Genomic DNA, 23,280 nt, shown 5'->3' on the forward strand with positions numbered 1-23,280 from the left:
CATGTGGCAACGCGTAACGCTGGGGTTTCCCGACAATCTCGCGCCGATCAGCTGTTCACTGCTGACGGTCAACCCGTGGACGTATGGCGCCGGCCAGGTGACACCATCCGGGAACTACCTCAGCCCGGAGAACGCCGTAAAGTTTTTGGCCGGCAAGTTAAAGGCCGCCGGCGGCCCCCCTGGCGCCGTTGGCTTCCTGATCACTGCAACACAAAGCGACCGTTTTCTGGATGACCTGGCCGGGTTTGCGGCCTTGCTGCCGCTGCCAGATTTGCAAAAGACTGCCCGAAAAGCCGTGGCGCAAGCTGAGCTTGCGGTCAGTAAAATGCAGCTGCCGGGGCTGCAGGGCGTTGGCTTACCTGACGCCGCGCCGCTTTCGCTGAGCACGACCCGCACAGCGCAGAATGCCCAGCGCATCCAGGCGGCCGCCGAATCTGCCGCCGCCGGCCTGTCATTTGACGACATCACCAGCGCGCTGCAGAGCCTTGACGAAGCCGCCAGCCAGGCGCAGCAGGCAGCAGAACAAGCGCTAACTGACCTGAAAGGCCGCCGTGTCGACGCCTGGATGTTCACAGATGAGGGGCATCCCTCCAACATCGCTAACAACATGCTGAACGGCATCCCCGAACCTGACGCGATTTTCACCCTCGGCGCGCTGTTTGTGGGCGATGTCGGCGAGTTATTACGGATGGTAAAACCATGACGATCATCATGCTTGCGCTCGATGGCGAAGGAATCCCGCTCAAGTCAATCAAGGTTTCCCCGAAAATGACTATCGAAACCAAGGACAAATCGGGGCAATCATCCAGCACCACGCAATCAGAAAACGGCATCAAGGCCAAAGAGCTGAGCGTGTCCGGCCTGGTCGACTTCAAGGATAAAGCCCTGCTGTCGCGCATATTCGCGCTGGCTGAAGCCAAGGACAGCGGCGGCGCCGGGCGACGCTATCGCATCGCCAGCCCGGTGGCGCAGGCGATCAACATGAAACAAGGCATATTTACCGGCACGATTGAAGCCACCGAGCAGACCGACAAATTAGCCTGGCAAGTCAGTTTTACGCTGACGGAACAACTCAGCACCGCCGAGAAGGCCAAAGGTCGCAAGGCCGCCAACGCCCCAGCCAGCACCACGAAAACGCAAACGGCCGCCGGCACCGCCGCCGCACCGTCAGATGACGCCGATGAGCAGGAAAAGGAACTGACCGGATTTGAAAAAATCTTGAAACGTGTTGATGACCAGTTGGGGGCGCTATGAAACCCGTCGTTACGCTAAAAATCGGTGCCGTCGATGCCACCGTGTCGGCCTACGAGGTGGTAACCGACCTGAACGATACCGGCCGCGGTTTTGTCACGGCAAAAATTGAGGGCGACGCCACCGGCGCGATCGTCCGTCTCGATCTGGGGTACAACGATAATTCGTATCGCTGGTTTACCGGGTATGTTGAGCGCGATCAGGTATCCGATAACGGATTCCGCCGGCTGTTCGTGCGGGAAATGACAGGGATATTTGAAAAGCGTTGGCCGCTTTCAATGCAGCACCCAACGCTGCGCCAGGTCACGCAGGCGCTAAATCAGGCGAGCGGGATAGAATTTGTCTTACCGGTCGCGGATTATGTCGACACACCGATCCCGCATTTTGTCCATAGCGGCACCGGGTGGCAGTTGCTGAACACCCTGGGCCGCGCCTTTGGGATCGATGATTACATTTGGCAGCAGTTGCCTGACGGTTCGGTCTGGCTGGGCCGCTGGCAAGATTCGCGCTTTGCCGGTTTGCCGGTCGACATCCCGGCCGAGTTTGCATCGAGCACCGGCGCAGGTAACTCGTTGACCGTGCCGCTTATCCCTTCGGTTCGCCCCGGCGTCCTGGTCAACGGCCAGCGTATCACCCGCGTCGCGATCAAAGACGGCGACATGACGCTAACCTGGACACCGCTTGACGCCAGCGGCCAACCTAAAATCAAGCCAGCATTCCAGCGCCAGCTTGAACAGTTGAACCCTGAGATCGCCGCCGGGCTGCACTTGCCGAAGCTGGCGCGCGTGGAAAACTACAGCGAGCCGGCCGCGCTGGGCGACATTGCTGACCCATTCCGGCCAAAGTATGCCGTCGGGGTGCAGCTGCTTGACGAGAACGGCCAGGACAGCAAAGGCACCCCAACCTATCCTGCAGTACAGCTACCGGTGACGATGGGCGGCGACGAAAGCGGCTTCATGCAATACCCACCGCCTGGCACGCTGGTAGAGCTGGCATTCCAGGACGGCAGGCAAGACAAGCCCTTCATTCGCCAAGTGTTGCCCAGCAATGCCAGCCTGCCCGCCATCGCGCCGGGCGAGCAGCTGCAGCAGCAGCGCGCCGAGGTATTCCAGCGCGTAACCGCGCCGGGTGACTGGCATCGTGAAACTGACCAGGCAATCAGGGAAGTCTCAGCGTCACGCACCGTCGAGGCCGACAAAGAAACGCGTAAGGTTATCGATCGCGAGATCACCGTCCAAGCCGACGACAGCAAGACCGTGCTGGGAACGGCGAGAACCACCGCCGGCGCCGTGACGCATATTGCCCGCGGCGACTACACAGTCGGCACCAGCGCAAACTTGAAGACAGCAGCCAAGGCCGCCGACGAGAAGATAGCCCAAAGTAAAAGCGTTGATATCGGTGGCGCGCTGACCGAACGCATCGCCGGTTTACGTCAGAGCATTTCCACCGCGCTGCAGCTGCAGGCCGGTAAAACCACGATCGGCGACGGAACCACAAACCTGTTGACGTTGTTGATGGAAACCCTCGACCTGATCAACACCCTGGCACAGCGCACCGCAGAGCACACCCACAGCAACACCGGCACCCCAACCAACGCCAGCGAGATAGCGCAAGCATCCTCGACCGCCACCGCCCTGAAAGGGAAATACGGTCACCTCATCGGCTAACCCAGCCACCGCCAAAACCAGACCCGCATTTAAACGCAGCCAGCGCCCCACCACGGGGCGCTGATGCTTTTGCGCGTCCGCACCGGCTGAATCTGAGAACGCAGCACGACGCCACGCAGAGCGCACGGAAACCCACGGCACGGAGCCGCAGCGCCACGGAAACGGCGCTACACCGCACCCGCCTGCCCGTTTCGTGTTGAGAAATTTTTGCAAAGGATCTTTTCCGCAATTGTCATTGCCAGCCCGCGCCACGCCTGGGGCTTTGCGCGCAGATCGCCGTTGCACGCATTGCAATGATTTTCAACGATTTGCAAAAGCAAAGACGCGAGAAGCCAACCGGAGAAAAGTTAACTCAATGAATAAAAAGGATCTGTTTTGCTTTCCGTGAGGATCTAAGCGGCAAAGTGCAAGAGAGGCGCAAGGTAGATAAAACGCGGTAAAACTAGACACGGCGCGGCTTTGCGGGTGATGTTGGCAGAGGTAGAAGTTTTGCAAAGTTGCAGAAAAAGGATCTTGCCGGAGATTTGGAAAATGCCCGCCGGACAGCGGGCGAAGAAATCAAAGTTTGCCAGTATCGATTTTAAAATCGACAACCTCTTTTGCCTTCCAGTCGAAGGTACAAAAATAAGTCATCGTCGATTTAGCGTTGAAACCATTGGTAAATTTAACTTTATCGCCTATGTAAGTGATCTGGTTCTTCGACGCATCATTCCGCATATGTGAAAACATTGGCGTCATGATCCCATCCGTCCATTCGAAATCATATTTCGATGATTTTTCCACCAACTCACGACAAGGGATCGCGGCGTCTACCATGTATTTGTCAAATAAGCATTGAGCGTCGGCCGCTGTACACTCTTTCACTTCGGCCGTTTTTTCTGGCTTTGTTTTGTCCTTATCGTCACCACGGCCGAAGATGAAATAGAGAACGCCGACTAAAATCACCAACCCCAAGCACCCCTGCCTGGTTTCTTTACCGAGGTTTCTCGCGGGTTCCTTTACGCCACAATGAGGGCAAACCTTCGCTTTGTCTGATACCTCTTTTTTACACTCTTTGCATGTAGTCATTGCCATGTGAAAAAAACTCCATTTATCCCAAGGGTATTATTATGCGGACAAATATTAGCGGGACTCATGCACGGGAAGGAAGCGCAAAGGCGCTATATTTTTTACTGGTTGTTTTAGGTGTGGTCAATATGTGGGATTGAATAATAAAAAACACAATTAATTCAATCAGTAAAACAACTAAAAAATGTTTAACAAGGAACTTTTGCCCGCAGACTTGCGGGCTTTTTTTTATGCGCCGTCAAATTGCAGGCATAAAAAAACCCGCCTCGGCGGGTTTTATTCAATCAGCGGTAGACGCCAATTAGATAGCGGTAACGTTAGCCGCAGATGGACCTTTCGCACCGTTCTCGATAGAGAACTGTACGTTCTGGCCTTCAGCCAGGGTCTTGAAGCCTTGATCCTGGATAGCAGAGAAGTGTACGAATACGTCTTTGCTGCCGTCTGCTGGGGTGATGAAACCAAAACCTTTAGCTTCGTTGAACCACTTCACTTGACCTTTGATCATGTTGGACATGTCTAATTTCCTTCAATAATAATGTTAGCCGCCATGGGCGAGATAGCCGGTCATCAGTTACTTATGGAGGCACTGGAAAGGAAATTCGTCAGAGAAGGGCTATCCGGGATAACGCTTTAAATTTGAACTACTTTACTCAAAATGTCGTGCATAAATAGGTCTGTACCACAGGCCGACATCATTAACTCACGAGCGAGCGGCAATAGCAACCTTTTTCGCCGTGCAGGGGCGTTAATCTCGGCTAAACGCACAGGATTTGACCCCGTCTGCCTACGGGATCGCCAGCTGAATCCCCATTACGCCGCAGGCAAATGATAGTAATTCTCGTTTTACTGTTTTATAGTTGCCCGGCGTAATCATCCAGGGAGACCCACCATGCCGAGATGGCTCACATTACCGGCCGCCAGCGCCGCCGCCCTGCTGGCCTTTGCCGCTTACAGCGCTCCGCTTGGCGCGCTGGAGCTGAATTATCAAGCCCCCGATCCCAGCGTCGCCCCTGCGCCCAAGCCGCCGACGTCGCCTGGGCCCGCGCCCAAGGCCGAGAAACCGCCGATCACTTGGGCAGAGGCGCGAGATAAAAACGGTTTTCGCGTCGACATCGAGTGCGATCATCCGGGCTGCAGCAAGCCGCGCACCAAACCTTATCCCGCGTATGACGGCCCGGTGAAGAAAACCGATCGCCGCCGCCAATCCGATCCTTATTCCACCAACCAGGATCCCGATTACAACATTCAGTTAGGCTATGAGTGGTAATGACGCTTTCGGAGAATGCCTATACCTCACGCAATCACGGCCGCTTAGAATGGCGTCAGTTCACCACTCCTCCTGGTGTTGAACATGACAAGCTGTGTTGCAAATCTTTATGCGCCTCCCTATAGGCGCTTTTTTTTGCCCTTCTCGCATCTCGCCTTTCCGATTACAGATTGGTCTCATTGCCCTGCAAAGTGATGAATGTCACAAATACGCCTCCTTGCCATTCTTATTCGGAGGTGATGTTCATGGCCACAGGATCTCTTACCCTCCTGGCCGTCTTGGCCGGCATTGCGGGCTATGCGCTCTATAAACACTTCAAATCTCAGAAGAAAAGCGCATTCGTTCGCCCGCACGATCGGTAACCGACAACGCATTTTCACCGCAAAGGCGCGGCACGCCGCACGCCGCGCCTGCGGTTATCGTCATCCTTTCATCACAAAACTGTCACAATATGGCCATATGATGATTAGCGATTATCCGTTCTGGCTTAACACCAAGGATTTCGCCCATGACCATAATTAAAGCTGCAAACCACCAGGAAGCAGAAAAGCTCATCCGCGCCGGCACAGCCAAGAAAATTGAACTGGCTTACGACATCGGCAGCGACGATTTCTTCCAGCTTGCCAGCCTGTGGTGCGATAAAGGCGCCAAGATCTCCAAGGGAAAAGAACACTTTATCGTTTCATTGAAAGGGTTCCGCATCCCCCCTAACGATTGATGCCCAGCCGCCCATCGCGGCGGCGTCTCCTCCTCATTCCTCGCAAAACCGCTCTATTCGACCACGCGCACCTCATTCGATTTCGCTAAGCTAACAGCAGACTTTATTGTGGACGCGCCACCTGATAACCGCGTCCGCCACGATGAGGAGAGTAACCATGTCAACGAATGCACCGCTGCCCGACACGATGAAAGCGATTGAGATCAGCCAACCCGGCGCCCCCGAGGTTCTGGTCGTCGCCGAACGTCCGGTGCCGGTTCCGCAAGCGGGCCAACTTCTGGTGAAAATCGCCGCCGCCGGCGTTAACCGCCCCGACGTGCTGCAACGTCAGGGGAACTATGCGCCACCGCCCGGCGCCTCGGATATTCCCGGCCTCGAAATTGCCGGCGAAGTGGTAGCCATCGGTGAAGGCGTGACCCGCTTCGCAATCGGCGATCGGGTTTGCGCCCTCATCGCCGGTGGTGGCTATGCGCAATACTGCGCCGTGCATGAAAGTAATGCGCTGCCGGTTCCGGCGGGCCTGAGCCTGACCGAGGCCGCCGCGCTGCCGGAAACCTTCTTTACCGTCTGGGTCAACGTGTTCCAACGCGGTCACCTCAAAGCCGGCGAGACCGTGTTGATCCACGGCGGCACCTCGGGTATCGGCACGGTCGCCACCATGCTGGCGAAAGCCTTCTGCGCCCAGGTGATCACCACCGTCGGTTCAGAAGAGAAGCGTCAGGCGAGCCTGGCGCTGGGCGCCGACGTGGCGATTAATTACCGCAACGAAGACTTTGTCGCCCGCACCAAAGACGCCACTAACGGCAAAGGCGCCGACGTGATCGTCGATCTGATCGCCGGCGACTATGTGGCCAAGAACTATCAGGCCGCAGCGATGGAAGGCCGTATCGTGCAAATCGGCACGCAAAACGGCGTGGTAAAAGAGCTCAACCTGATGCCGCTGCTCTTGAAACGCTTGACCCATACCGGTTCGACGCTGCGTTCGCGCAGCGTCGCGGACAAAGCGCAGATTGCCGCCGAGCTGCACGAGAAAGTTTGGCCGCTGCTGGAGCGCGGCGTGCTGAAACCGCAAATCTTTAAAACCTTCCCGCTTGAAGAGGCGGCCGCTGCGCATGCGCTGATGGAATCCAGCGAGCACATCGGCAAAATCATGCTGACGTTCTGAGACCTTTCCCCGCAGCGGGGCTGCGGGGACATTTATGCCGCATTCAGGGAATGATGCGGCGACGACGGAATGCATCGAACAGCGAGAAAAACATGGCTTCGGTTTCGACAAACTGATGGAAACCGAAACGCCGCGCCTTGCTGCCGTCCGCGAACATGTCGTAGTCCCAGGAAAAGACGAAATCGGCGAAACGCCAGCCGGCCACCGCCCGGTAATCGGGCTCGGTCAAGGAGTGCCGTTGCGCCAGCTCGCGCCACAGCGGTGCTTTGTCCGCCATCATGTTTTCCAGCGTCATCGGCAACGGCGACGCACATTCCAGCCCGAAGTACGCGGCGATTTTCGGCCACATTTCGCTCCAGCGAAACAGATCGCCGTTGTTGATGTTAAACGCCTGATTGGCTGCCGCAGGTTCGGTCGCCGCCCAGAGCGTGGCGCGCGCCAGCAGTCCGGCGTCGGTCATTTCCAACAGGCTGTGGTAAGCGCCCGGCTTCCCGGGAAAGCGCAGCGGCAGCCCGAGCGCTTTACTGATCGAGGCGTAAACCGCGATGCTTAACGCCAGATTCATCGGGTTGCCGAGCGAGAAGCCCCCCACGACGCTCGGGCGAATGGCGCTCCAACGCCAGCGCTTGCCTGTTTGGCACTGCTCCAGATACTGCTGCTGCGCCACGTTAAACTCCGGCGGCATATGCCCGGCATCGCTTTCACGCGCCGGCGTTTTAAACGGCCCCAAATGCGCGCCATAAACTTTATAGCCCTGCATCAGGCTGATATGTTCCAACGCCGGCGCAATCGGCTCCAGCCCTTCGACAACGTGTTGCAACATTTGCAGGTTCGGCGCCACCAGCCCCGCCCAATCCGGAGCATCTTGATAGGCGGCATAGAAAACGTGGCTAATCGCGCTCAGCGGACGCAGCGCGTCCCGCGTCGCCGCCGCATCCAGCAGGTCAACCTGCAGGTGGCGCACCCCAGGCGCCGGTTCGCCGCCCCGGCGCGAAACGCCCACCACTTGCCAACCTTGGTCAATCAGCTCCTCAATCAATCGGCGCCCAATCACGCCATTGGCGCCGATCACCAGCGCCTGTCGCTTTGCGTTCATTTTGTCACCCCTCGGATTATCGATACCCTGAGTGTTATTGATTAGCGATACTTGCGGTAGATGAGGGTTTCCACTAACACTAATAAGAAATATCTATAGGCAAAATCGACATGGATAAGCTGAACGCAATGAAAACCTTTATGCGGGTGGCGGAGCTGGGCAGCCTGTCGGCCGCCGCGCGCGATCTGCGTTTGACGCAGCCGGCGGTCAGTCAGCAAATCGCCGGTCTGGAACAGCAGTTGGGGGCGCAGCTGCTGTTTCGCAGCACGCGGGCGGTCACCCTGACGGAGGCCGGCAATGATTACTATCAGCGCCTCAAACCGATTATGGCGGCGGTCGACGAAGCGGAAGAGGCGTTGCACGGCCAGCACCACCAGCTGCAGGGCAATTTGCGCCTGCATGCGCCGACCGGATTCGGACAACGGCATATCACCCCTTTGGCCATCGCGTTCCAAAAACGTCATCCGGATCTCACCATCGAGCTGCTGCTGGACGATCGCCGCGCCGACGTCATCGGCGAAGGCATCGACGTGGCGCTGCGCTTCGGCGAATTGCACGCGCCCGGCATGGTGGCGAAACGGTTGGGTGAGCTGCAACGCCTGCTGGTCGCGTCGCCGGCCTATCTGGCCAGGCATGGCGCCCCTCGTTCGCCGGCGGATCTGGTGAAACATGCGCACATTCGCTACAGCGGCCTAAACGATGGCGATACGCTCACCCTGCTCGGCCCCCACGGCGCCGAGATGGTCGCGCTGCGACCCACGTTTCGCGCCAACAATACCTTATCGCTGCTGGCGGCCATCGAGGCCGGGGCCGGCATCGGTGGCGCTCAGCGGCCGCTGATCGGCGAACAGCTGGCGACGGGGGCGCTGGTTCCCGTCTTGCCGGAATACCGCTACCCGCCCATGGCGCTGCATGCGGTCTATCCCGCTTTACGTTTTATTCCGCAGAAAGTGCGCGCCTGGGTGGCGCATTTGCAACAGGCGTTGACGGCGATCGAGGGAATTAGCGGAGTGAATGCCCCCGGCCAGACGCCGGGAGCATAATCATTATTTGAACAGTTTGCCGACCATGTCACCCAGTTCATTGCTGTCTTGCTGCACTTCACCGTTTGGCGAAGCGGCATCCGCTACCGTCGGCAAGAACTGTGCAATGGTGCTGGACGCCTGGGCCGGATCGACGCCCAGCTTTTCAGCCAATTGATTGATCGCATCGCTGCCCAACGCCTGCTGCACATGATCGCCGGTAATCGGCTGGTTTTCGCCGTTACCGAGCCAGGAACCGACGATATCGCCGAACTGCCCCTGGCGGAACTTGTCCAAAATGGCCTGCAGGCCGCCTTGTTGCTCGACCCACTGCATAATGGCGATGTAGTCGATGCCTTTGCCGTTGGCGCCGCCGCCCAGAATGTTACCCAATACGCTATCGAACAGACCCATGATATTCCCCTTTCAGCCGCTGCGGCCCGTGCCGCACAGCCGGATTGATTTCACGAAAAAGGGCCGCCGCGGCGACCCTGTTGAGCAACGGCTGCTTAGCCTTTGATCTTCCTGTAGACAAAAAGCACCACCAGGGCACCGATGACCGCCACCACGAAGCTGCCCAGGTTAAAACCGTCAACGCGCCCCATACCGAAGAAGGTGCTGATATAGCCGCCGACGACGGCGCCCACGATCCCCAGTATAACGGTAACAATAAAGCCGCCGCCGTCTTTGCCCGGCATAATCCATTTAGCCAGGATACCGGCGATTAAACCAAAAATGATCCAGGAAATGATGCCCATTTTTACTCTCCCTATTGCCTTTTGCCTAACAGAAATCCTATTACCAGGCCCACGACGGCGCCGGCGCCTACCCCTGCCCAAGGGTTATCCTTGATGCAGGCACATGATTGCTCGAGCGCTGCCTTTACGCCGCTGCGCACTTCGCAGGCGGTGGTTTTAACGTAGTCGCTCGGTTGCTCAACACCGCTTAGATCGTCATTTTCATATGACATGTCAAATCCTTACAGACCCGCCCTCTGAGAACTTCGTCACCTGTTTCACGTCCGGCGCTGCCCGTTCCGCGATCTTGCTCTGGACACTCTGCCCACAGCCGTTCAAGACGGGGCGTACGGCGACAAACGCACAACATCACACTATGACTATAGTAAAAAATCAGCGGTTTACCCATTTCCGTCCGTCTGAATTTCACCGCGTCAAAAGCGATCGCATTTCATCCCATTGTCATCTGGGCAGGCTAAACTTTAAACACAGCCTCCTGGAGGAAACGCCGATGTTCAATGCCCCTTTTGTCCTGATTCTCGCGCTGCTGTATGCGCTGGCGGCCGTTTGGGACGGTTCCGCCGCGCTGCTGTTTCTCTAAGGTTACATAGTGGTTGTCACTTTTGCGATGCGCTGAATTGTGTCCTTATTTTTCAATGTCGCCAGCCGGTTGAAATAGCGGTGAATATCCGCCCTTCCCTCGGTAAAAATCTCATTTCGTTCCGTTTTCCGTCTGCGCTTAAATAAAGCGTAAAAAAAAAAGCATGAATGGAAAACCCGGTCTCACAAAAAATGCTCTATCATTTCGCCCATAACAATTTGGGTTAAGGTCCCATTGCGAAATTAAAGGAAGAACAGAAAAAATGATTTTAAACCAACGCTTTGAGCGCGAATTCTTGCGCCCTCGTTATTGGTTGCTGTGGATAGGGCTGGGAATACTCTATCTATTGGTGTTATTGCCCTATCCGCTCATTTATCGGCTTGGACACGGCCTTGGCAGAATCGCCATGCCCCTGATGAAACGCCGGGTAAAAATAGCGCGCCGTAATTTAGAACTCTGTTTCCCTGAGATGCCCGCCGCCGAACGAGAGGCGCTGATTGTCAAAAATTTTGAGTCCGTCGGCATGGGCCTGTTCGAAGTCGGCATGGCCTGGTTCTGGCCTGACTGGCGCATCGCCCGTTGGTTTAAGGTGAGCGGCATGGAAAACATGCAGTTGGCGCGTCAGAACGGGAAAGGCGTGCTGCTGATCGGCCTGCATTTCCTCACTCTGGAGCTGGGCGCGCGCATCTTCGGCATGCAAAACCCCGGCATCGGCGTACACCGCCCGCACAATAACAAGCTGATGGAATGGGTGCAGACCTGGGGCCGGCTGCGCTCGAATAAATTCATGATCGATCGTAAAGATATCAAAGGCATGATCCGCAACCTGAAGCAGGGTGAAATCCTGTGGTACGCGCCGGACCACGATTACGGCCCGCAAAGCAGCGTGTTCGCACCGTTCTTCGCCGTGGAAAACGCCGCCACGACGACCGGCACCTATATCCTGGCGCGTATGGGGCGGCCGTCGATCGTGCCATTCGTGCCGCGCCGCCTGCCGAATGCCTGCGGCTACGAGCTGATCGTGCAGCCGCCGCTGACGGACTTCCCGCTGGACGATGAAACGCGCGCGGCGGCCATGATGAACCGCGTGGTGGAAGAACAGGTGCTGCTGGCGCCCGATCAATACATGTGGTTGCACCGCCGCTTTAAAACCCGCCCACCCGGCGAACCTTCGCTGTATTAACCGCCTTCGCGCCTTCGCCCGCCCTGCCGGCGGCGAAGGCGCTCACCTCGCACGAGCATTCTACGTCAGGGGGACTACACTAATAAGTCACCGACGGCAATTATTGCCGCCAGCAATCATTTCTTCCCGCCCGAGGGCCGGTCGTTGCCTGTCGGGCCACAACCGAGGTCAATGTCATGCTGGTACAACCCTATTTGTTCTTCAGCGGTAACTGTGAGCAAGCGATTAACTTCTATGTACAGCAGTTGAATGCCAAAATTGAAATGGTCATGCGCTTTAAAGACATGCCCGAAGAAGCCCGCCAAGGCGGGCCGCAGGACGTCAATCCTGAAGCGATCATGCATGCGCGTCTGCTGATTGGCGACGGCGTGCTGATGGCCTCCGACGGCTGTCCGCAGGATGACAGCGGCGGCGCTTCCCACAAAGGCTTCTCGCTGTCGCTGAACCCCAGCGACGCGGAACAAGGACGCAAACTGTTCGATAAGCTGGCGCAGGGCGGCCAGGTGACGATGCCTTATCAAGCCACCTTCTGGGCCAAAGGCTTCGGCATGCTGACCGACAAATTCGGCGTCAACTGGATGATCAACGTCGAATAACCCCGCATGGCGCCGCTAGCTGTAGCGGTGCCAGTCATACGCCGCTTTGGCGAACAGCGCGAACAACACCGTCAACAGCGCCAGCCCCAACCGCCAGTAAGGCGACCGTCGCCGCCGCCAGGCGAAGAACATCATCACCGCCAGCGCCCCCAGCGTGAGGGGGTAATACACCGCCAGCGTCAGTAAAGCGATAATGATGTAATCCGACATGGCTCTTTTACTCCTTCGCGTTCATACCGCCGCAAATGCGGGGTGCGAGGCGCCTTTCTCCCTATCGCCACGTTAAGGGCTAGAGGTCTGGCGCATTTATGCATAAAATATAAGATTGCTCTTAACTCAAATTGAATAGTAATCAAACAACAAGGGTGACATGACTCAGCAGCAACCCATACAGGATGCCGCGGCGCCGCGCAGCGTTAAAAGCTCCCCATTATTATTTCAGGCCGGCGTGTTTGTCATCATCGTTGCCGCCACGCTGATCCTCTTTAACAGCTGGCAAATCTGGAACGCGCACCAGCGGGATCTGCGCAGCGCCGAGCATGAATCCGCCAACCTAGCCCGTTCGCTGGCGCAGCATGCCGACGATACCTTCATGCAGGTAGACGGCAATCTGCTCGATCTGACCGAACGTCTCCAGAACGACGGACTGGGGCCCTCGCAATTGACCCGGCTGCAACGGGTGATGCAAACCCAGGTCGGCAACCTGCCGCAGCTGCACGGGATGTTTATCTACGATGCGAGCGGCCGCTGGCTGGCGACCTCCTCGGGCAAATTCATCAAGAACGCCAACAACGCCGATCGCGATTACTTCAAATATCACCAAAACCGCGATGGCGGCGGTCTGTACATCGGCGAGGTGATCCGCAGCCGCACCACCGGCGATCTGATCATCCCCGTTTCGCGGCGCTTCAACAACCCGGACGGCAGCTTTGGCGGCGTGGTGCTGGCGACGTTGTACGTCGATTATTTTCGCCAGTTTTACGACAGTTTCGCCCTCAACACCGACGCCTCGCTAAATCTGCTGCTGGCGGACGGCACCATCCTCTACCGCCGCCCTTACTCGGCGGCCTCGATCGGTAAAAATATCGCCAAGGGCGTGTTGTTCAGCGAAATATTGCCGCATTCGGAATTCGGCAACGCCACCATCACCTCGCTGTACGACAAAGTGGAGCGCATCTACGGCTATTCGCGGGTCAACCGCTTTCCGCTGGTGATCGCCGCCGGGCTGTCGAAACGCGACGCGCTGGCGGACTGGCGCACCGACGCCGGCCTGTTCGCCGCCGGCGGCCTCTCTCTGCTGATGATCCTGCTGGCGATGGGCGCGGTGCTGCTGCGGCAAATCAAGCACAGCATGCAAACCGAAGCCGAGCTGATGCGCACCCGCGATCAGCTGACCAGCATCAACCAGATGCTGGAAGAACTGGCGCTGCTGGACAGCCTGACCGGCCTGGCCAACCGCCGCCAGTTTGACATTGCGCTGAAGAACGAGCTGGCGCGCGCCTCGCGCAACTACCGCAGCGTGGCGCTGCTGATGCTGGATATCGACTACTTCAAGCAGTACAACGACAGCTACGGCCACGTCGCCGGCGACCAGTGCCTGCAGCAGATCGGCCAGACGCTGAAAGGGTTGGCGTGCCGCAGCAACGATATTCTGGCGCGCTACGGCGGTGAAGAGATGGGGATTATCCTGCCGGATACCGACGTGCAGGGCGCGCTGATTTTCGCCGAACGCGTCATCCAGGCGGTGCGCGATCTGAAGATCCCGCATCAGGGCAACCCGCACGGCATCGTCACCATCAGCATCGGCATCTGCGCCAAAGTGCCGCATATGTATAACGATACGCCGATCAGCTTTATCAATGAGGCGGACAGCGCGCTGTATCAGGCCAAGAAAAAAGGCAAAAACTGCATTTACGGCGCTTAATCACTCATCGGGCCACCAAAATTGGGCGGCCCGATTTATTCCCACGACAAAAATGAAATAATTTCCCGCCGAAACATTATTTCCCCAATTTGCCCCGCTCTCGGAATGAAATAACGCCAATAAATAAGCAGCATATTTATTTCCATTACAATTCAATAAGATAAAAAATGCGCTATTCCGCGGACAATTCGTGCCATTTTTGATTATTCGTGCCTACGCCGAGCCTCGTTTAGCCTCCGTTTACTTTTCATTGGCATTGCCGGTGATACCCTTAGCAGGACTATTCTATATATCAGGAAGCCATCGCACGCTTCGGCGCACTGCGCCCTGCTGATACATCCATAATAGAACCCATAAATTTCACGTTGCATTTGGGCGACCGACGCAAAGACTTTTGGCGTCGCTCCAGCCAGCCACGGCGCAAGCCAGTGCAGCCAACCACGCGGCAACCTGAAAGGCGGGAATAAAGCGATATAGATTTGCGAGGAGATCTCATGCCTACTGGCGATATTATGCGTGAACAGGCCGTCCTGACGCTGCCGTTGCGACAATGGGCGGCAGCGGAAGCATCCAGCGCGGTCAGCGAACTGGAACAGGGCAAGGTGCTGTTTCTGCCCGAACTGGCCTTCACCCTGTCTGAGCAGGAAATGCCGCTGCTGGATCCGGCGCTGGTCGATCCGAAGCGCAAAAACATCAGCTATCAACCGCTGTCCGGCAAGCTGACCGGCGTCGCCGTCGCGGAGCGCCGGCAGCAGGTTCAGCAACTGCTGGAACGTTATTACCAATCTTGCCGCCAGCTGATCGCCGGGCTGTTGCCCGAGTATCAGGAGGCGCTGCACCATCCGACCGGCAGCCTGCGTTTGCATCCGGTTTCGGCCTGGCGCGCAAGCAGCTCCTGGCGCAAAGACGACAGCCGGCTGCACGTCGACGCTTTCCCGTCGCGCCCGAACTACGGCGAACGCATTCTGCGCATTTTCACCAACATCAATCCGCACGGTGAACATCGCCAATGGCGCGTCGGCGAACCGTTCCCTGAGCTGGCGCAACGCTTTATGCCGCGTCTGGCGCGCTACTCCGCCTTCAGCAGCTGGCTGCAGCACCGGGTACGCATCACCAAAACCCGCCGCAGCCATTATGACCACCTGATGCTGCAGTTGCATGACGCCATGAAGGCCGACGGCGATTATCAACAACAGGGGCCGCAGCTGGCGCTGACGTTTCCGCCGGGCAGCAGCTGGATTTGCTTCTCGGATCAAACGCCGCACGCCGCGATGGGCGGCCAGTTTATGCTGGAACAGACCTTCTTGCTGCCGGTGAACAAGATGCAGGATCCGCAGCGCTCGCCGCTGAAAGTGCTGGAACAGCTGCGCGGTCAGCCGCTGATCTGAATAGATTGCCGCCGCCGGCAGCTCCGGCGGCGGCAAGCGCGCATCACGCCTCGAAGTCCCCCTGTTGGCGCGCCACCAACGTCAGGATGCTGTACAGCGCCACCGGCTGCTGTTCCTGATTCAATACTTGCACATCCCACACCACCACGCCGTGCGGCCGATCTTCGGCGGTTTTCTGCGGCTTGCGGATCTTCTTCTTGCAGGTCAACCGCACCTGAATGGTGTCGCCGATCTTCACCGGTTCGATAAAGCGCAGATTCTCCATGCCGTAGTTGGCGATCACCGGCCCGACGGCGGCATCGACAAACAGCCCGGCCGCGGCGGACACCACAAAGTAACCGTGCGCCACCCGCTCGCCGAACAGCGAATCGGCGGCGCCGATCTTGTCCATGTGCGCGTAGAAATGATCGCCGCTCAGGCAGGCGAAGTTGACGATATCCGCTTCGGTCACGGTACGGCGCGCGGTCAACAGGCTGTCGCCCAGCTGCAGCTGCTCGAAGTATTTCCGGAACGGATGTACCGGGTGCTCGGCGACCGGCGCGCCGCGCACCCATTCACCGCCGATGGCCGCCAGCATCGCCGGGCTGCCCTGGATCGCCGTGCGCTGCATATAGTGCTTCACCGCACGCAATCCGCCCAGCTCCTCCCCGCCGCCGGCGCGCCCCGGGCCGCCGTGCACCAGCATCGGCAGCGGCGACCCGTGGCCGGTGGACTCCGCCGCCGCCTGTTCATCCAAAATCAACATGCGGCCATGGGCGCACGCCGCCGCGCGAATGAAGCGCTTGGCCAGCGTCGGGTCGGCGGTCACCAGCGAGCCCGCCAGGCTGCCTTGCCCCAGCAACGCCAGCGCGATCGCCTGCTCGGTATCCGCATACGGCATCAGCGTCGCCACCGGGCCGAAGGCCTCGGTGCCGTGCACCGCCTGATGGGTGAACGGATCGGCGCAATACAGCAGGGTCGGCGGATAAAACGCCCCGCCGCGCGCGCCGTCGCCCAGGATTTCCAGCTTATCCAGCGACGCGCCGCACAGCGGTTCGCAGCCGTTGCGCAGCAGGAACTCCACCTTGCTTTGCACATCATCACGCTGCTCGTGGCTGACCAACGCCCCCATGCGCACCTGCTCCAGCTGCGGGTCGCCCACCGTCACCCCAGCCAGGCGCTGCAACAAGGCCTGACGCACCGCAACCACCTGCGCCGCCGGCACGATGATGCGGCGGATCGCCGTGCATTTCTGCCCCGCCTTGGCGGTCATTTCACGGCACACCTCTTTGATAAACAGCGCAAACTCCGGCATCTCCGGCGTTACGTCTTCCGCCAGCACGCAGCAGTTGAGCGAATCCGCCTCCATGGTGAAGGCGATCGATTTCTCCAACAGCCGCGGGTGCGCGCGCAGCCGCTGCCCGGTCTGCGCCGAACCGGTGAACGTCACCGCATCCTGATAATCCAGGTGCGCAAACATGTCGCCGACGCCACCGCATACCAACTGCAGCGCCCCTTCCGGCACCAGCCCGCTGTCGACGATCAGCCTGACCATCGCCTGCGTCAGCTGCGCGGTGGCGGTGGCCGGCTTGATGATGGCCGGCATGCCCGCCAGCCAGGTCGGCGCCAGTTTTTCCAGCATGCCCCAGCAAGGGAAGTTGAAGGCGTTGATATGCAGCGCCACGCCCGGGCGCGAGGTCAATACGTGGCGAGCGGCGAACTGCGCCTGTTTCGACAACGGGATCAGCTCATCCTCCGGCCACAGGGTATCATCCGGCAGATCGCGGCCGGCCATGCCGGCATAGGCGAACAGCGTGGCGATGCCGCCTTCGATATCGACCCAGCCGTCGCTGCGCGTCGCCCCGGTTTGATAGGAAATCTGATACAGCGCCTCTTTGTGCGCCTGCAGGTGTTTCGCCACCGCTTTGAGCATCTGGGCGCGCTGCTGGAACGTCATTTGCGCCAGCGCCGGCCCCCCGTGGCGGCGGGCATAGCTCAGGCTCGCCGCTAACGGCAGGCCGTCGGAGCAGACCTGGTACAGCGCCTCGCCGGTCACGGCGTGGCGGATCTCGCGGCTCTCTCCCTGCCCATACACCCAGGCGCCAGAAAGATAACTGTGTAACTGCTGCATGTGCCCTCCAAAATTCATAAATTTTCACCCTACAGCTTAATTACGTATCACATAAATGCCAGTTTACGCCAAACCAATTTTAACAAAAAGAGAACAAGAAGCGCGTTCAAGCCGCTTTCCCTGTCGTTAACACAGAGTCATTGATTTTATTTATCGAATTAAATCAATAATATAAACAATTCACTTGTGAGTGCGCTCGCAAAACCACATGAATCTCGTTTGATCTTTTTGTTATCAGTTTGTAGCCTTATGGTTAGTTAAAGTGATTCACATTTTTATATTCAATGTGAAAAATACGAATCACCAAGAGGCGAGCATGACAACTGAAGCACAGTATCAGCAGCATTTCGACGCCAAGATCGCGGCGGATATCGCTATCGAAGCCAAAGACTGGATGCCGGACGCTTACCGTCAGAACCTGATTCGGCAGATCGGCCAACACGCCCATTCGGAAGTCATCGGCATGCTGCCGGAAGCCAACTGGTTGACGCGCGCCCCCACGCTGCGCCGCAAAGCGGTGCTGCTGGCCAAAGTGCAGGATGAGGCCGGCCACGGCCTGTACCTCTACAGCGCCGCCGAAACCCTCGGCTGTTCGCGCCAGGACATCTACCAAAAGATGCTCGACGGCAAAATGAAGTACTCCTCGATCTTCAATTACCCCACGCTCAACTGGGCGGATATCGGCGTGATCGGCTGGCTGGTCGACGGCGCCGCCATCGTCAACCAGGTGGCGCTGTGCCGCGCGTCCTTCGGCCCCTACGCGCGGGCGATGGTGAAAATCTGCAAAGAGGAAAGCTTCCACCAGCGCCAGGGCTACGAGGCGGTGATGGCGATGGCCCACGGCAGCGATGCGCAGCGCGCGATGTTGCAGGACGCCATCGATCGCTTCTGGTGGCCGGTGCTGATGATGTTCGGCCCGAGCGACGCCGACTCCCCCCACAGCGCCCAGAGCATGGCCTGGAAAATCAAACGCCACAGCAACGATGAACTGCGGCAAAAGTTCGTCGACAACACCGTGCCGCAACTTGCGGCGCTGGGCATGACGGCGCCGGACCCGAGTCTTACCTGGGACGAGGCCGCCGGCCACTATCGCTTCGGCGAGATCGACTGGAGCGAACTGCATGAAGTGATCAAAGGACGCGGCCAATGCAACCACGAACGCCTGCAGGCCAAACGCCGCGCCTGGGAAGACGGCGCCTGGGTACGCGACGGCGCCATGGCCCACGCCGCGAAAAACGCCGCTTCCGCCGCATAGCCAACATAAGGAACCGAGATCATGAGCCACGTTGAATGGCCGCTGTATGAAGTGTTTATCCGCAGCAAACAAGGGTTGGCGCATCGCCACGTCGGCAGCCTGCACGCCGCAGACGACCAAATGGCGCTGGAAAACGCCCGCGACGCCTACACGCGCCGCAACGAAGGCTGCTCGATTTGGGTGGTGCAATCCCGCCATCTGATCGCCTCGCAGCCGGAAGATCGCGGCGCGTTCTTCGATCCGTCCGAAGACAAGATCTACCGTCATCCGACGTTTTACACCATTCCCGACGGCATCAAGAACATGTAGAGGCGACCATGACGGTTAACGATCCGCGCATCAGCTATTTGCTCCGCCAGGGCGACACGCCTTTGATCCTCGCCCAGCGTCTGTGCGCCTGGTGCGGCCACGCGCCCGAGCTGGAAATCGATCTGGCGTTGGCCAACATCGGGCTCGATCTGCTCGGCCAGGCGCGCAACTTCCTGAGCTACGCCGCCGAACTGGCCGGGCCGCCCTGCAGCGAAGACAGCCTGGCCTTCGGCCGCGACGAACGCCAGTTTCATAACCTGTTGCTGGCGGAACAGCCGAACGGCGGTTTCAACGACACGTTGGTGCGCCAGTTCCTGCTCGACGTCTACCACGTGCAGCTGCATCAGGCGTTGAGCCGCAGCCGCGATGCGCAGATCGCCGCCATCGCCGCCAAGTCATTGAAGGAGGCCGATTACCACCTGCGCTTCAGCCGCGGCTGGATGATCCGCCTCGGCGACGGCAACGACATCAGCCACCGCAAGATCCAGCAGTCGCTGGATAACCTGTGGCGCTTCACCGCTGAGCTGTTCCACGCCGACGCGCTGGAGCTTGAGCTGGCGGAACAGGGCATCGCCGTCGATCCGCGCCAGCTGCAGGCTCCCTGGCAAGCGCAGGTGGAGGAGACGCTGCGCCAGGCGACGTTGACGCTGCCCGCCGAGCAGGCGTTCCGGCACGGCGGCAAACAAGGCCGACACAGTGAACACCTCGGCCCGCTGCTGGCGGAGATGCAGTTCCTGCAGCGCGCCTATCCAAACAGTCAGTGGTAGGAGGCCGCGATGAACGTCACTCGTTTGCAACCCGCCGAAATCCCGCAGATTTGGCACTGCCTGCAGCAGATCAGCGATCCCGAACTGCCGGTGCTGTCGATCACCGATTTGGGCATGGTGCGCGACGTGGTGCGCGACGGCAGCGGCTGGCGCGTGACCTTCACCCCAACCTATTCCGGCTGCCCGGCCACCGAATTTTTACTCAACGCCATCGAGCAGCGGCTGACGGCCGCCGGCTTCAGCCCGGTGCGGGTGGACATTCGCCTCAGCCCGGCCTGGACCACCGACTGGATGAACGCCGACGCCCGCGAGCGGCTGCGGCAATACGGCGTAGCGCCCCCGCAGGGCCACACCTGCGATCGGCCGCACGCCCACGGCCCGGTCGCCTGCCCGCGCTGCGGCAGCACCCACAGCGAGAAGATCAGCGAGTTCGGCTCCACCGCCTGTAAAGCGCTGTACCGCTGCTGCGACTGCCGGGAACCGTTCGACTACTTCAAATGCATATAGGAGCGCTGACACCATGACGGTCTTTCATCGCCTGAACGTCGCCGCCATCGAGCGCGAAACGCCGGACGCCGTAGCCATCACCCTGCGGGTGCCCGAAGAGCTGCAAAACCAATACCGCTACACCCCCGGCCAGCACCTGACGCTCAAGGCGCGGGTCAACGGCGAAGAGCTGCGGCGTTGCTATTCCATCTGCAGTTCACCGCAGGAAGGCCTGCTGCAGATCGGCGTAAAAGCGATTGATCAGGGCCGTTTCTCCGGCTTCGTCAACCGTATGCTGAAAGTCGGCGATGCGCTGGAAGTGATGGTGCCGCAGGGGCGCTTCGGCTATCAGCCGCAGGCGGAGCGCCGCGGCAATTACCTGGCGATCGCCGCCGGCTCCGGCATCACGCCGATGCTGTCGATCATCAAAGCGACGCTGCAGCTCGAACCGGGCAGCAGTTTTACCCTGATCTACGGCAACCGCAACAGCCGTTCGATGATGTTCAAAGAAGCGCTGTCGGATCTGAAAAACCGCTACCCGCAGCGTTTTCAGCCGCTGTACCTGTTCAGCCAGGAGAGCCTCGACAGCCCGCTGCTCAGCGGCCGCATCGATCGTGAACGCCTGACGGCGATCGGCGGCGCGCTGCTGGATTTCCGCGACTATGACCACGCCTTCATCTGCGGGCCGGAATCGATGATGGACGACGCGCAGACCGTGCTGGAACAGGCCGGCGTCCCGGCCAACCACATCCACAGCGAACGTTTCAACACCAGCGGCCTGGTCGCCCGACCGCGCCACAGCGGCGATCGCAACGCCGCCAGGGTGACAATCCTGCTCGACGGCCGCCGGTTGGATATCGAGCTCGGCGAACAGGACGATAGCATTCTCGACGCCGCGCTGCGCCAGGGTGCCGACCTGCCCTACGCCTGCAAAGGCGGCGTATGCGCCACCTGCAAATGCCGTCTGAAGGCTGGCCAGGTCGAGATGGGTGTCAACTACAGCCTGGAGCCGGATCAGTTGGCGGCGGGCTATGTATTGAGCTGCCAGTCGTGGCCGAAAGGCGACGGCGTGGTATTGGACTTCGACGTCTAGGAGCCGCGATGGATACCCCCTTTATTTTGCGTCAGCAGCAGCACCGCGTGGTCACGCTGACGCTGCACCGCCCGGAGGCGCGCAACGCCCTGAGCACCCCTTGCCTGGAGCAGCTGGTGTTTCTGCTGGATCAGGCCGATGCCGACAGCGGCGTGGGCGCCGTGGTGATCGCCGGCGCGGCGCGTTTCTTCGCCGCCGGGGCCGATCTGCACGAGCTGCAACGGCAGGATCTGCCGGCCGCGCTGGCGGATCGCCGTCCGCAGCTGTGGCAGCGGCTGGCGCAGTTCAGCAAGCCGCTGCTGGCGGCGGTGAACGGCTATGCCCTGGGCGCCGGCTGCGAGTTGGCGCTGGCCTGCGACATCGTTATCGGCGGCGAAAGCGCCCGCTTCGGCCTGCCGGAGATCACCCTCGGCCTGATGCCGGGGGCCGGAGGCACCCAGCGCCTGATCCGCTGCGTCGGCAAGTCGCGCGCCAGCCAGATGGTGCTGACCGGCGAAGCCATCGACGCCCGCACCGCGCTGCAGGCTGGCCTTATCAGCGAAGTGTGCGTCGATGCCCTGACGCTGGAGCGCACGCAGCAGATTGCCGATCGCATCAGCCGTCAGGCGCCGCTGGCGCTGCGCGCCGCCAAGCAGGCGCTGAAACAGGCCGAGGAAACCGGCCTTAGCCAGGGGCTGGCGATGGAGCGTCAGCAGTTCGTCACCCTGGCCGCCACCGACGATCGCCGCGAAGGCATCGCCGCCTTTTTCGAAAAACGTACGCCAAACTATCAGGGGCGCTGATTTATGGATAACGCATTGATTCTCAGTCATCTCGAGGCCGGCGTGTTGACGCTGACCCTCAACCGGCCGGATCGGCTCAACAGCTTTAACGACGAGATGCATCGCCAGCTGAGCGAAGCGCTGACGCAAGCCGAGCGCGACGACAGCGTGCGCTGCCTGCTGATCGCCGGTGCCGGGCGCGGTTTCTGCGCCGGGCAAGATCTCAACGATCGCAACGTCAGCGCCGATCAACAGGCGCCGGATCTCGGCCTGTCGGTCGAACGTTTCTACAACCCCCTGATCCGCCGCCTGACCGCCCTGCCGAAACCGGTGGTATGCGCAGTCAACGGCGTGGCGGCCGGCGCCGGCGCCGCGCTGGCCCTGGCGTGCGATATCGTCATCGCCGCCGACAACGCCGGCTTTATTCAGTCGTTCTGCCGTCTGGGGCTGGTGCCGGATTCCGGCGGCAGTTGGTTCCTGCCGCGGCTGGCCGGCCACGCCCGCGCGATGGGCATGGCCTTGCTGGGTGACAAAATCAGCGCTCAACAGGCGCTGGAGTGGGGCATGATCTGGCAGGTGGTGCCGGCGGATGAATTGGCCGACCGCACGCAAACGCTGGCGCGCCATCTGGCCACCCAGCCGACTTACGGTCTGGGGCTAATCAAGAAAGCCATCTACAGTTCGGCCACCAACAGCCTCGATCAACAACTCGATCTGGAGCGCGATCTGCAGCGATTGGGCGGCCGCAGCGACGACTACCGCGAAGGCGTCAGCGCGTTCTTCGCCAAACGCACGCCAAACTTCAGCGGGAAATAG

26 protein-coding genes are annotated in these 23,280 nt (G+C 59.6%); 18 read left to right on the forward strand and 8 right to left on the reverse strand.

The genetic code is table 11. From position 1 onward, the window contains the following. Position 1: 1 nt before the first annotated feature. The 3 genes from HWW83_RS04850 to HWW83_RS04860 are packed head-to-tail and all read left to right on the forward strand — an operon-like array spanning position 2 to position 2,918. Complete coding sequence (locus HWW83_RS04850) at positions 2–703, forward strand: hypothetical protein (protein WP_176589038.1); 702 nt, start codon at positions 2–4, stop codon at positions 701–703. Continuing rightward, positions 700–1,254, forward strand: coding sequence for a baseplate complex protein (locus HWW83_RS04855; RefSeq protein ID WP_176589039.1), 555 nt, complete (start codon positions 700–702; stop codon positions 1,252–1,254). The genes HWW83_RS04850 and HWW83_RS04855 overlap by 4 nt, the downstream gene beginning before the upstream one ends. Next, positions 1,251–2,918, forward strand: coding sequence for a hypothetical protein (locus HWW83_RS04860; RefSeq protein ID WP_176589040.1), 1,668 nt, complete (start codon positions 1,251–1,253; stop codon positions 2,916–2,918). Before HWW83_RS04855 ends, HWW83_RS04860 begins: the two co-directional genes overlap by 4 nt. Before the next feature lie 558 nt (positions 2,919–3,476). Here the strand turns inward: HWW83_RS04860 and HWW83_RS04865 are convergent. After that, positions 3,477–3,992 carry a hypothetical protein gene (locus HWW83_RS04865; RefSeq protein WP_176589041.1) on the reverse strand — a complete coding sequence of 172 codons (516 nt, stop codon included), beginning with the start codon at positions 3,990–3,992 and terminating at the stop codon, positions 3,477–3,479. A gap of 295 nt (positions 3,993–4,287) precedes the next feature. After that, a complete protein-coding gene (gene cspE / locus HWW83_RS04870) occupies positions 4,288–4,500 on the reverse strand; it encodes a transcription antiterminator/RNA stability regulator CspE (protein WP_004935122.1) in 213 nt (70 codons plus the stop codon). Positions 4,501–4,875: 375 nt separating this feature from the next. On the opposite strand from cspE, the gene HWW83_RS04875 reads away from it, so the two are divergent. The 3 genes from HWW83_RS04875 to HWW83_RS04885 all read left to right on the forward strand — a co-directional run bounded on the left by HWW83_RS04875 (position 4,876) and on the right by HWW83_RS04885 (position 7,136). After that, complete coding sequence (locus HWW83_RS04875; protein WP_033643595.1) at positions 4,876–5,253, forward strand: hypothetical protein; 378 nt, start codon at positions 4,876–4,878, stop codon at positions 5,251–5,253. A 508-nt stretch (positions 5,254–5,761) separates the two neighbouring features. Next, on the forward strand, positions 5,762–5,971 hold the full coding sequence (locus tag HWW83_RS04880) for a hypothetical protein (RefSeq protein WP_004935132.1): 210 nt from the start codon (positions 5,762–5,764) through the stop codon (positions 5,969–5,971). Positions 5,972–6,128: 157 nt separating this feature from the next. Next, on the forward strand, positions 6,129–7,136 hold the full coding sequence (locus HWW83_RS04885) for an NAD(P)H-quinone oxidoreductase (protein ID WP_033643596.1): 1,008 nt from the start codon (positions 6,129–6,131) through the stop codon (positions 7,134–7,136). Positions 7,137–7,179: 43 nt separating this feature from the next. Here HWW83_RS04885 and HWW83_RS04890 read toward each other — a convergent pair whose 3' ends face one another. Further along, complete coding sequence (locus tag HWW83_RS04890) at positions 7,180–8,232, reverse strand: SDR family oxidoreductase (RefSeq protein WP_089197188.1); 1,053 nt, start codon at positions 8,230–8,232, stop codon at positions 7,180–7,182. Between the two features lie 110 nt (positions 8,233–8,342). Between HWW83_RS04890 and HWW83_RS04895 the strand changes: the two genes are divergently transcribed. Further along, positions 8,343–9,275: a LysR family transcriptional regulator gene (locus HWW83_RS04895; RefSeq protein ID WP_033650815.1), complete on the forward strand. Its 933-nt coding sequence runs from the start codon at positions 8,343–8,345 to the stop codon at positions 9,273–9,275. A 3-nt stretch (positions 9,276–9,278) separates the two neighbouring features. On the opposite strand, the gene HWW83_RS04900 is transcribed toward HWW83_RS04895, so the two are convergent. The 3 genes from HWW83_RS04900 to HWW83_RS25660 all read right to left on the reverse strand — a co-directional run bounded on the left by HWW83_RS04900 (position 9,279) and on the right by HWW83_RS25660 (position 10,224). Next, positions 9,279–9,668, reverse strand: a complete 390-nt coding sequence (locus tag HWW83_RS04900; RefSeq protein ID WP_019453502.1) for a YidB family protein — start codon at positions 9,666–9,668, stop codon at positions 9,279–9,281. 95 nt (positions 9,669–9,763) lie between these two features. After that, entirely contained in the window at positions 9,764–10,012 is a 249-nt protein-coding gene (locus HWW83_RS04905; RefSeq protein WP_004935146.1) for a GlsB/YeaQ/YmgE family stress response membrane protein, read from the reverse strand. An 11-nt stretch (positions 10,013–10,023) separates the two neighbouring features. Further along, positions 10,024–10,224, reverse strand: coding sequence for a glycine zipper domain-containing protein (locus tag HWW83_RS25660; RefSeq protein ID WP_033643599.1), 201 nt, complete (start codon positions 10,222–10,224; stop codon positions 10,024–10,026). Between the two features lie 630 nt (positions 10,225–10,854). Between HWW83_RS25660 and HWW83_RS04910 the strand changes: the two genes are divergently transcribed. Continuing rightward, positions 10,855–11,775 carry a Kdo(2)-lipid IV(A) acyltransferase gene (locus HWW83_RS04910; RefSeq protein ID WP_089194905.1) on the forward strand — a complete coding sequence of 307 codons (921 nt, stop codon included), beginning with the start codon at positions 10,855–10,857 and terminating at the stop codon, positions 11,773–11,775. Positions 11,776–11,951: 176 nt separating this feature from the next. After that, positions 11,952–12,371 carry a VOC family protein gene (locus tag HWW83_RS04915; RefSeq protein WP_033643601.1) on the forward strand — a complete coding sequence of 140 codons (420 nt, stop codon included), beginning with the start codon at positions 11,952–11,954 and terminating at the stop codon, positions 12,369–12,371. Positions 12,372–12,386: 15 nt separating this feature from the next. Here the strand turns inward: HWW83_RS04915 and HWW83_RS04920 are convergent, their stop codons facing one another. Then, positions 12,387–12,581 (reverse strand): hypothetical protein, encoded by a 195-nt coding sequence (locus HWW83_RS04920; RefSeq protein WP_033643602.1) that lies wholly within the window; start codon positions 12,579–12,581, stop codon positions 12,387–12,389. Between the two features lie 160 nt (positions 12,582–12,741). On the opposite strand from HWW83_RS04920, the gene HWW83_RS04925 reads away from it, so the two are divergent. After that, positions 12,742–14,295, forward strand: coding sequence for a sensor domain-containing diguanylate cyclase (locus tag HWW83_RS04925; protein WP_060660554.1), 1,554 nt, complete (start codon positions 12,742–12,744; stop codon positions 14,293–14,295). A gap of 494 nt (positions 14,296–14,789) precedes the next feature. After that, a complete protein-coding gene (gene kdoO / locus HWW83_RS04930) occupies positions 14,790–15,683 on the forward strand; it encodes a Kdo hydroxylase KdoO (protein ID WP_089194906.1) in 894 nt (297 codons plus the stop codon). 43 nt (positions 15,684–15,726) lie between these two features. On the opposite strand, the gene paaZ is transcribed toward kdoO, so the two are convergent. Next, positions 15,727–17,793 (reverse strand): phenylacetic acid degradation bifunctional protein PaaZ, encoded by a 2,067-nt coding sequence (gene paaZ / locus HWW83_RS04935; protein ID WP_176589042.1) that lies wholly within the window; start codon positions 17,791–17,793, stop codon positions 15,727–15,729. Between the two features lie 316 nt (positions 17,794–18,109). Between paaZ and paaA the strand changes: the two genes are divergently transcribed. The 7 genes from paaA to paaG are packed head-to-tail and all read left to right on the forward strand — an operon-like array spanning position 18,110 to position 23,280. Further along, positions 18,110–19,048: a 1,2-phenylacetyl-CoA epoxidase subunit PaaA gene (paaA, locus tag HWW83_RS04940; RefSeq protein ID WP_033643607.1), complete on the forward strand. Its 939-nt coding sequence runs from the start codon at positions 18,110–18,112 to the stop codon at positions 19,046–19,048. Positions 19,049–19,069: 21 nt separating this feature from the next. Further along, complete coding sequence (paaB, locus tag HWW83_RS04945) at positions 19,070–19,357, forward strand: 1,2-phenylacetyl-CoA epoxidase subunit PaaB (protein WP_004935173.1); 288 nt, start codon at positions 19,070–19,072, stop codon at positions 19,355–19,357. 8 nt (positions 19,358–19,365) lie between these two features. After that, positions 19,366–20,124 (forward strand): 1,2-phenylacetyl-CoA epoxidase subunit PaaC, encoded by a 759-nt coding sequence (gene paaC / locus HWW83_RS04950; protein WP_089194909.1) that lies wholly within the window; start codon positions 19,366–19,368, stop codon positions 20,122–20,124. A 9-nt stretch (positions 20,125–20,133) separates the two neighbouring features. Continuing rightward, a complete protein-coding gene (gene paaD / locus HWW83_RS04955) occupies positions 20,134–20,631 on the forward strand; it encodes a 1,2-phenylacetyl-CoA epoxidase subunit PaaD (RefSeq protein WP_033643609.1) in 498 nt (165 codons plus the stop codon). Positions 20,632–20,644: 13 nt separating this feature from the next. Beyond that, a complete protein-coding gene (paaE, locus tag HWW83_RS04960; RefSeq protein ID WP_033643610.1) occupies positions 20,645–21,703 on the forward strand; it encodes a 1,2-phenylacetyl-CoA epoxidase subunit PaaE in 1,059 nt (352 codons plus the stop codon). A gap of 8 nt (positions 21,704–21,711) precedes the next feature. Continuing rightward, a complete protein-coding gene (paaF, locus tag HWW83_RS04965; protein ID WP_033643611.1) occupies positions 21,712–22,485 on the forward strand; it encodes a 2,3-dehydroadipyl-CoA hydratase PaaF in 774 nt (257 codons plus the stop codon). 3 nt (positions 22,486–22,488) lie between these two features. Then, positions 22,489–23,280, forward strand: coding sequence for a 2-(1,2-epoxy-1,2-dihydrophenyl)acetyl-CoA isomerase PaaG (gene paaG / locus HWW83_RS04970; protein WP_176589043.1), 792 nt, complete (start codon positions 22,489–22,491; stop codon positions 23,278–23,280).

The sequence above is a fragment of the Serratia ureilytica genome (assembly GCF_013375155.1).
Classification (GTDB): Bacteria; Pseudomonadota; Gammaproteobacteria; order Enterobacterales; family Enterobacteriaceae; genus Serratia; species Serratia ureilytica.

Excerpts from the sequence above, each read along its gene's own strand:
- HWW83_RS25660 (WP_033643599.1), bottom strand. The coding sequence starts at position 10,224 with ATGTCATATGAAAATGACGATCTAAGCGGTGTTGAGCAACCGAGCGAC.
- HWW83_RS04850 (WP_176589038.1), top strand. The coding sequence starts at position 2 with ATGTGGCAACGCGTAACGCTGGGGTTTCCCGACAATCTCGCGCCGATC.
- paaZ (WP_176589042.1), bottom strand. The coding sequence starts at position 17,793 with ATGCAGCAGTTACACAGTTATCTTTCTGGCGCCTGGGTGTATGGGCAG.
- HWW83_RS04865 (WP_176589041.1), bottom strand. The coding sequence starts at position 3,992 with ATGGCAATGACTACATGCAAAGAGTGTAAAAAAGAGGTATCAGACAAA.
- paaB (WP_004935173.1), top strand. The coding sequence starts at position 19,070 with ATGAGCCACGTTGAATGGCCGCTGTATGAAGTGTTTATCCGCAGCAAA.
- paaD (WP_033643609.1), top strand. The coding sequence starts at position 20,134 with ATGAACGTCACTCGTTTGCAACCCGCCGAAATCCCGCAGATTTGGCAC.
- HWW83_RS04925 (WP_060660554.1), top strand. The coding sequence starts at position 12,742 with ATGACTCAGCAGCAACCCATACAGGATGCCGCGGCGCCGCGCAGCGTT.
- HWW83_RS04895 (WP_033650815.1), top strand. The coding sequence starts at position 8,343 with ATGGATAAGCTGAACGCAATGAAAACCTTTATGCGGGTGGCGGAGCTG.
- HWW83_RS04900 (WP_019453502.1), bottom strand. The coding sequence starts at position 9,668 with ATGGGTCTGTTCGATAGCGTATTGGGTAACATTCTGGGCGGCGGCGCC.
- HWW83_RS04875 (WP_033643595.1), top strand. The coding sequence starts at position 4,876 with ATGCCGAGATGGCTCACATTACCGGCCGCCAGCGCCGCCGCCCTGCTG.
- HWW83_RS04920 (WP_033643602.1), bottom strand. The coding sequence starts at position 12,581 with ATGTCGGATTACATCATTATCGCTTTACTGACGCTGGCGGTGTATTAC.
- HWW83_RS04910 (WP_089194905.1), top strand. The coding sequence starts at position 10,855 with ATGATTTTAAACCAACGCTTTGAGCGCGAATTCTTGCGCCCTCGTTAT.
- kdoO (WP_089194906.1), top strand. The coding sequence starts at position 14,790 with ATGCCTACTGGCGATATTATGCGTGAACAGGCCGTCCTGACGCTGCCG.
- HWW83_RS04860 (WP_176589040.1), top strand. The coding sequence starts at position 1,251 with ATGAAACCCGTCGTTACGCTAAAAATCGGTGCCGTCGATGCCACCGTG.
- paaC (WP_089194909.1), top strand. The coding sequence starts at position 19,366 with ATGACGGTTAACGATCCGCGCATCAGCTATTTGCTCCGCCAGGGCGAC.
- HWW83_RS04915 (WP_033643601.1), top strand. The coding sequence starts at position 11,952 with ATGCTGGTACAACCCTATTTGTTCTTCAGCGGTAACTGTGAGCAAGCG.
- paaE (WP_033643610.1), top strand. The coding sequence starts at position 20,645 with ATGACGGTCTTTCATCGCCTGAACGTCGCCGCCATCGAGCGCGAAACG.
- HWW83_RS04890 (WP_089197188.1), bottom strand. The coding sequence starts at position 8,232 with ATGAACGCAAAGCGACAGGCGCTGGTGATCGGCGCCAATGGCGTGATT.
- paaA (WP_033643607.1), top strand. The coding sequence starts at position 18,110 with ATGACAACTGAAGCACAGTATCAGCAGCATTTCGACGCCAAGATCGCG.
- HWW83_RS04885 (WP_033643596.1), top strand. The coding sequence starts at position 6,129 with ATGTCAACGAATGCACCGCTGCCCGACACGATGAAAGCGATTGAGATC.
- HWW83_RS04880 (WP_004935132.1), top strand. The coding sequence starts at position 5,762 with ATGACCATAATTAAAGCTGCAAACCACCAGGAAGCAGAAAAGCTCATC.
- paaG (WP_176589043.1), top strand. The coding sequence starts at position 22,489 with ATGGATAACGCATTGATTCTCAGTCATCTCGAGGCCGGCGTGTTGACG.
- paaF (WP_033643611.1), top strand. The coding sequence starts at position 21,712 with ATGGATACCCCCTTTATTTTGCGTCAGCAGCAGCACCGCGTGGTCACG.
- HWW83_RS04855 (WP_176589039.1), top strand. The coding sequence starts at position 700 with ATGACGATCATCATGCTTGCGCTCGATGGCGAAGGAATCCCGCTCAAG.
- HWW83_RS04905 (WP_004935146.1), bottom strand. The coding sequence starts at position 10,012 with ATGGGCATCATTTCCTGGATCATTTTTGGTTTAATCGCCGGTATCCTG.
- cspE (WP_004935122.1), bottom strand. The coding sequence starts at position 4,500 with ATGTCCAACATGATCAAAGGTCAAGTGAAGTGGTTCAACGAAGCTAAA.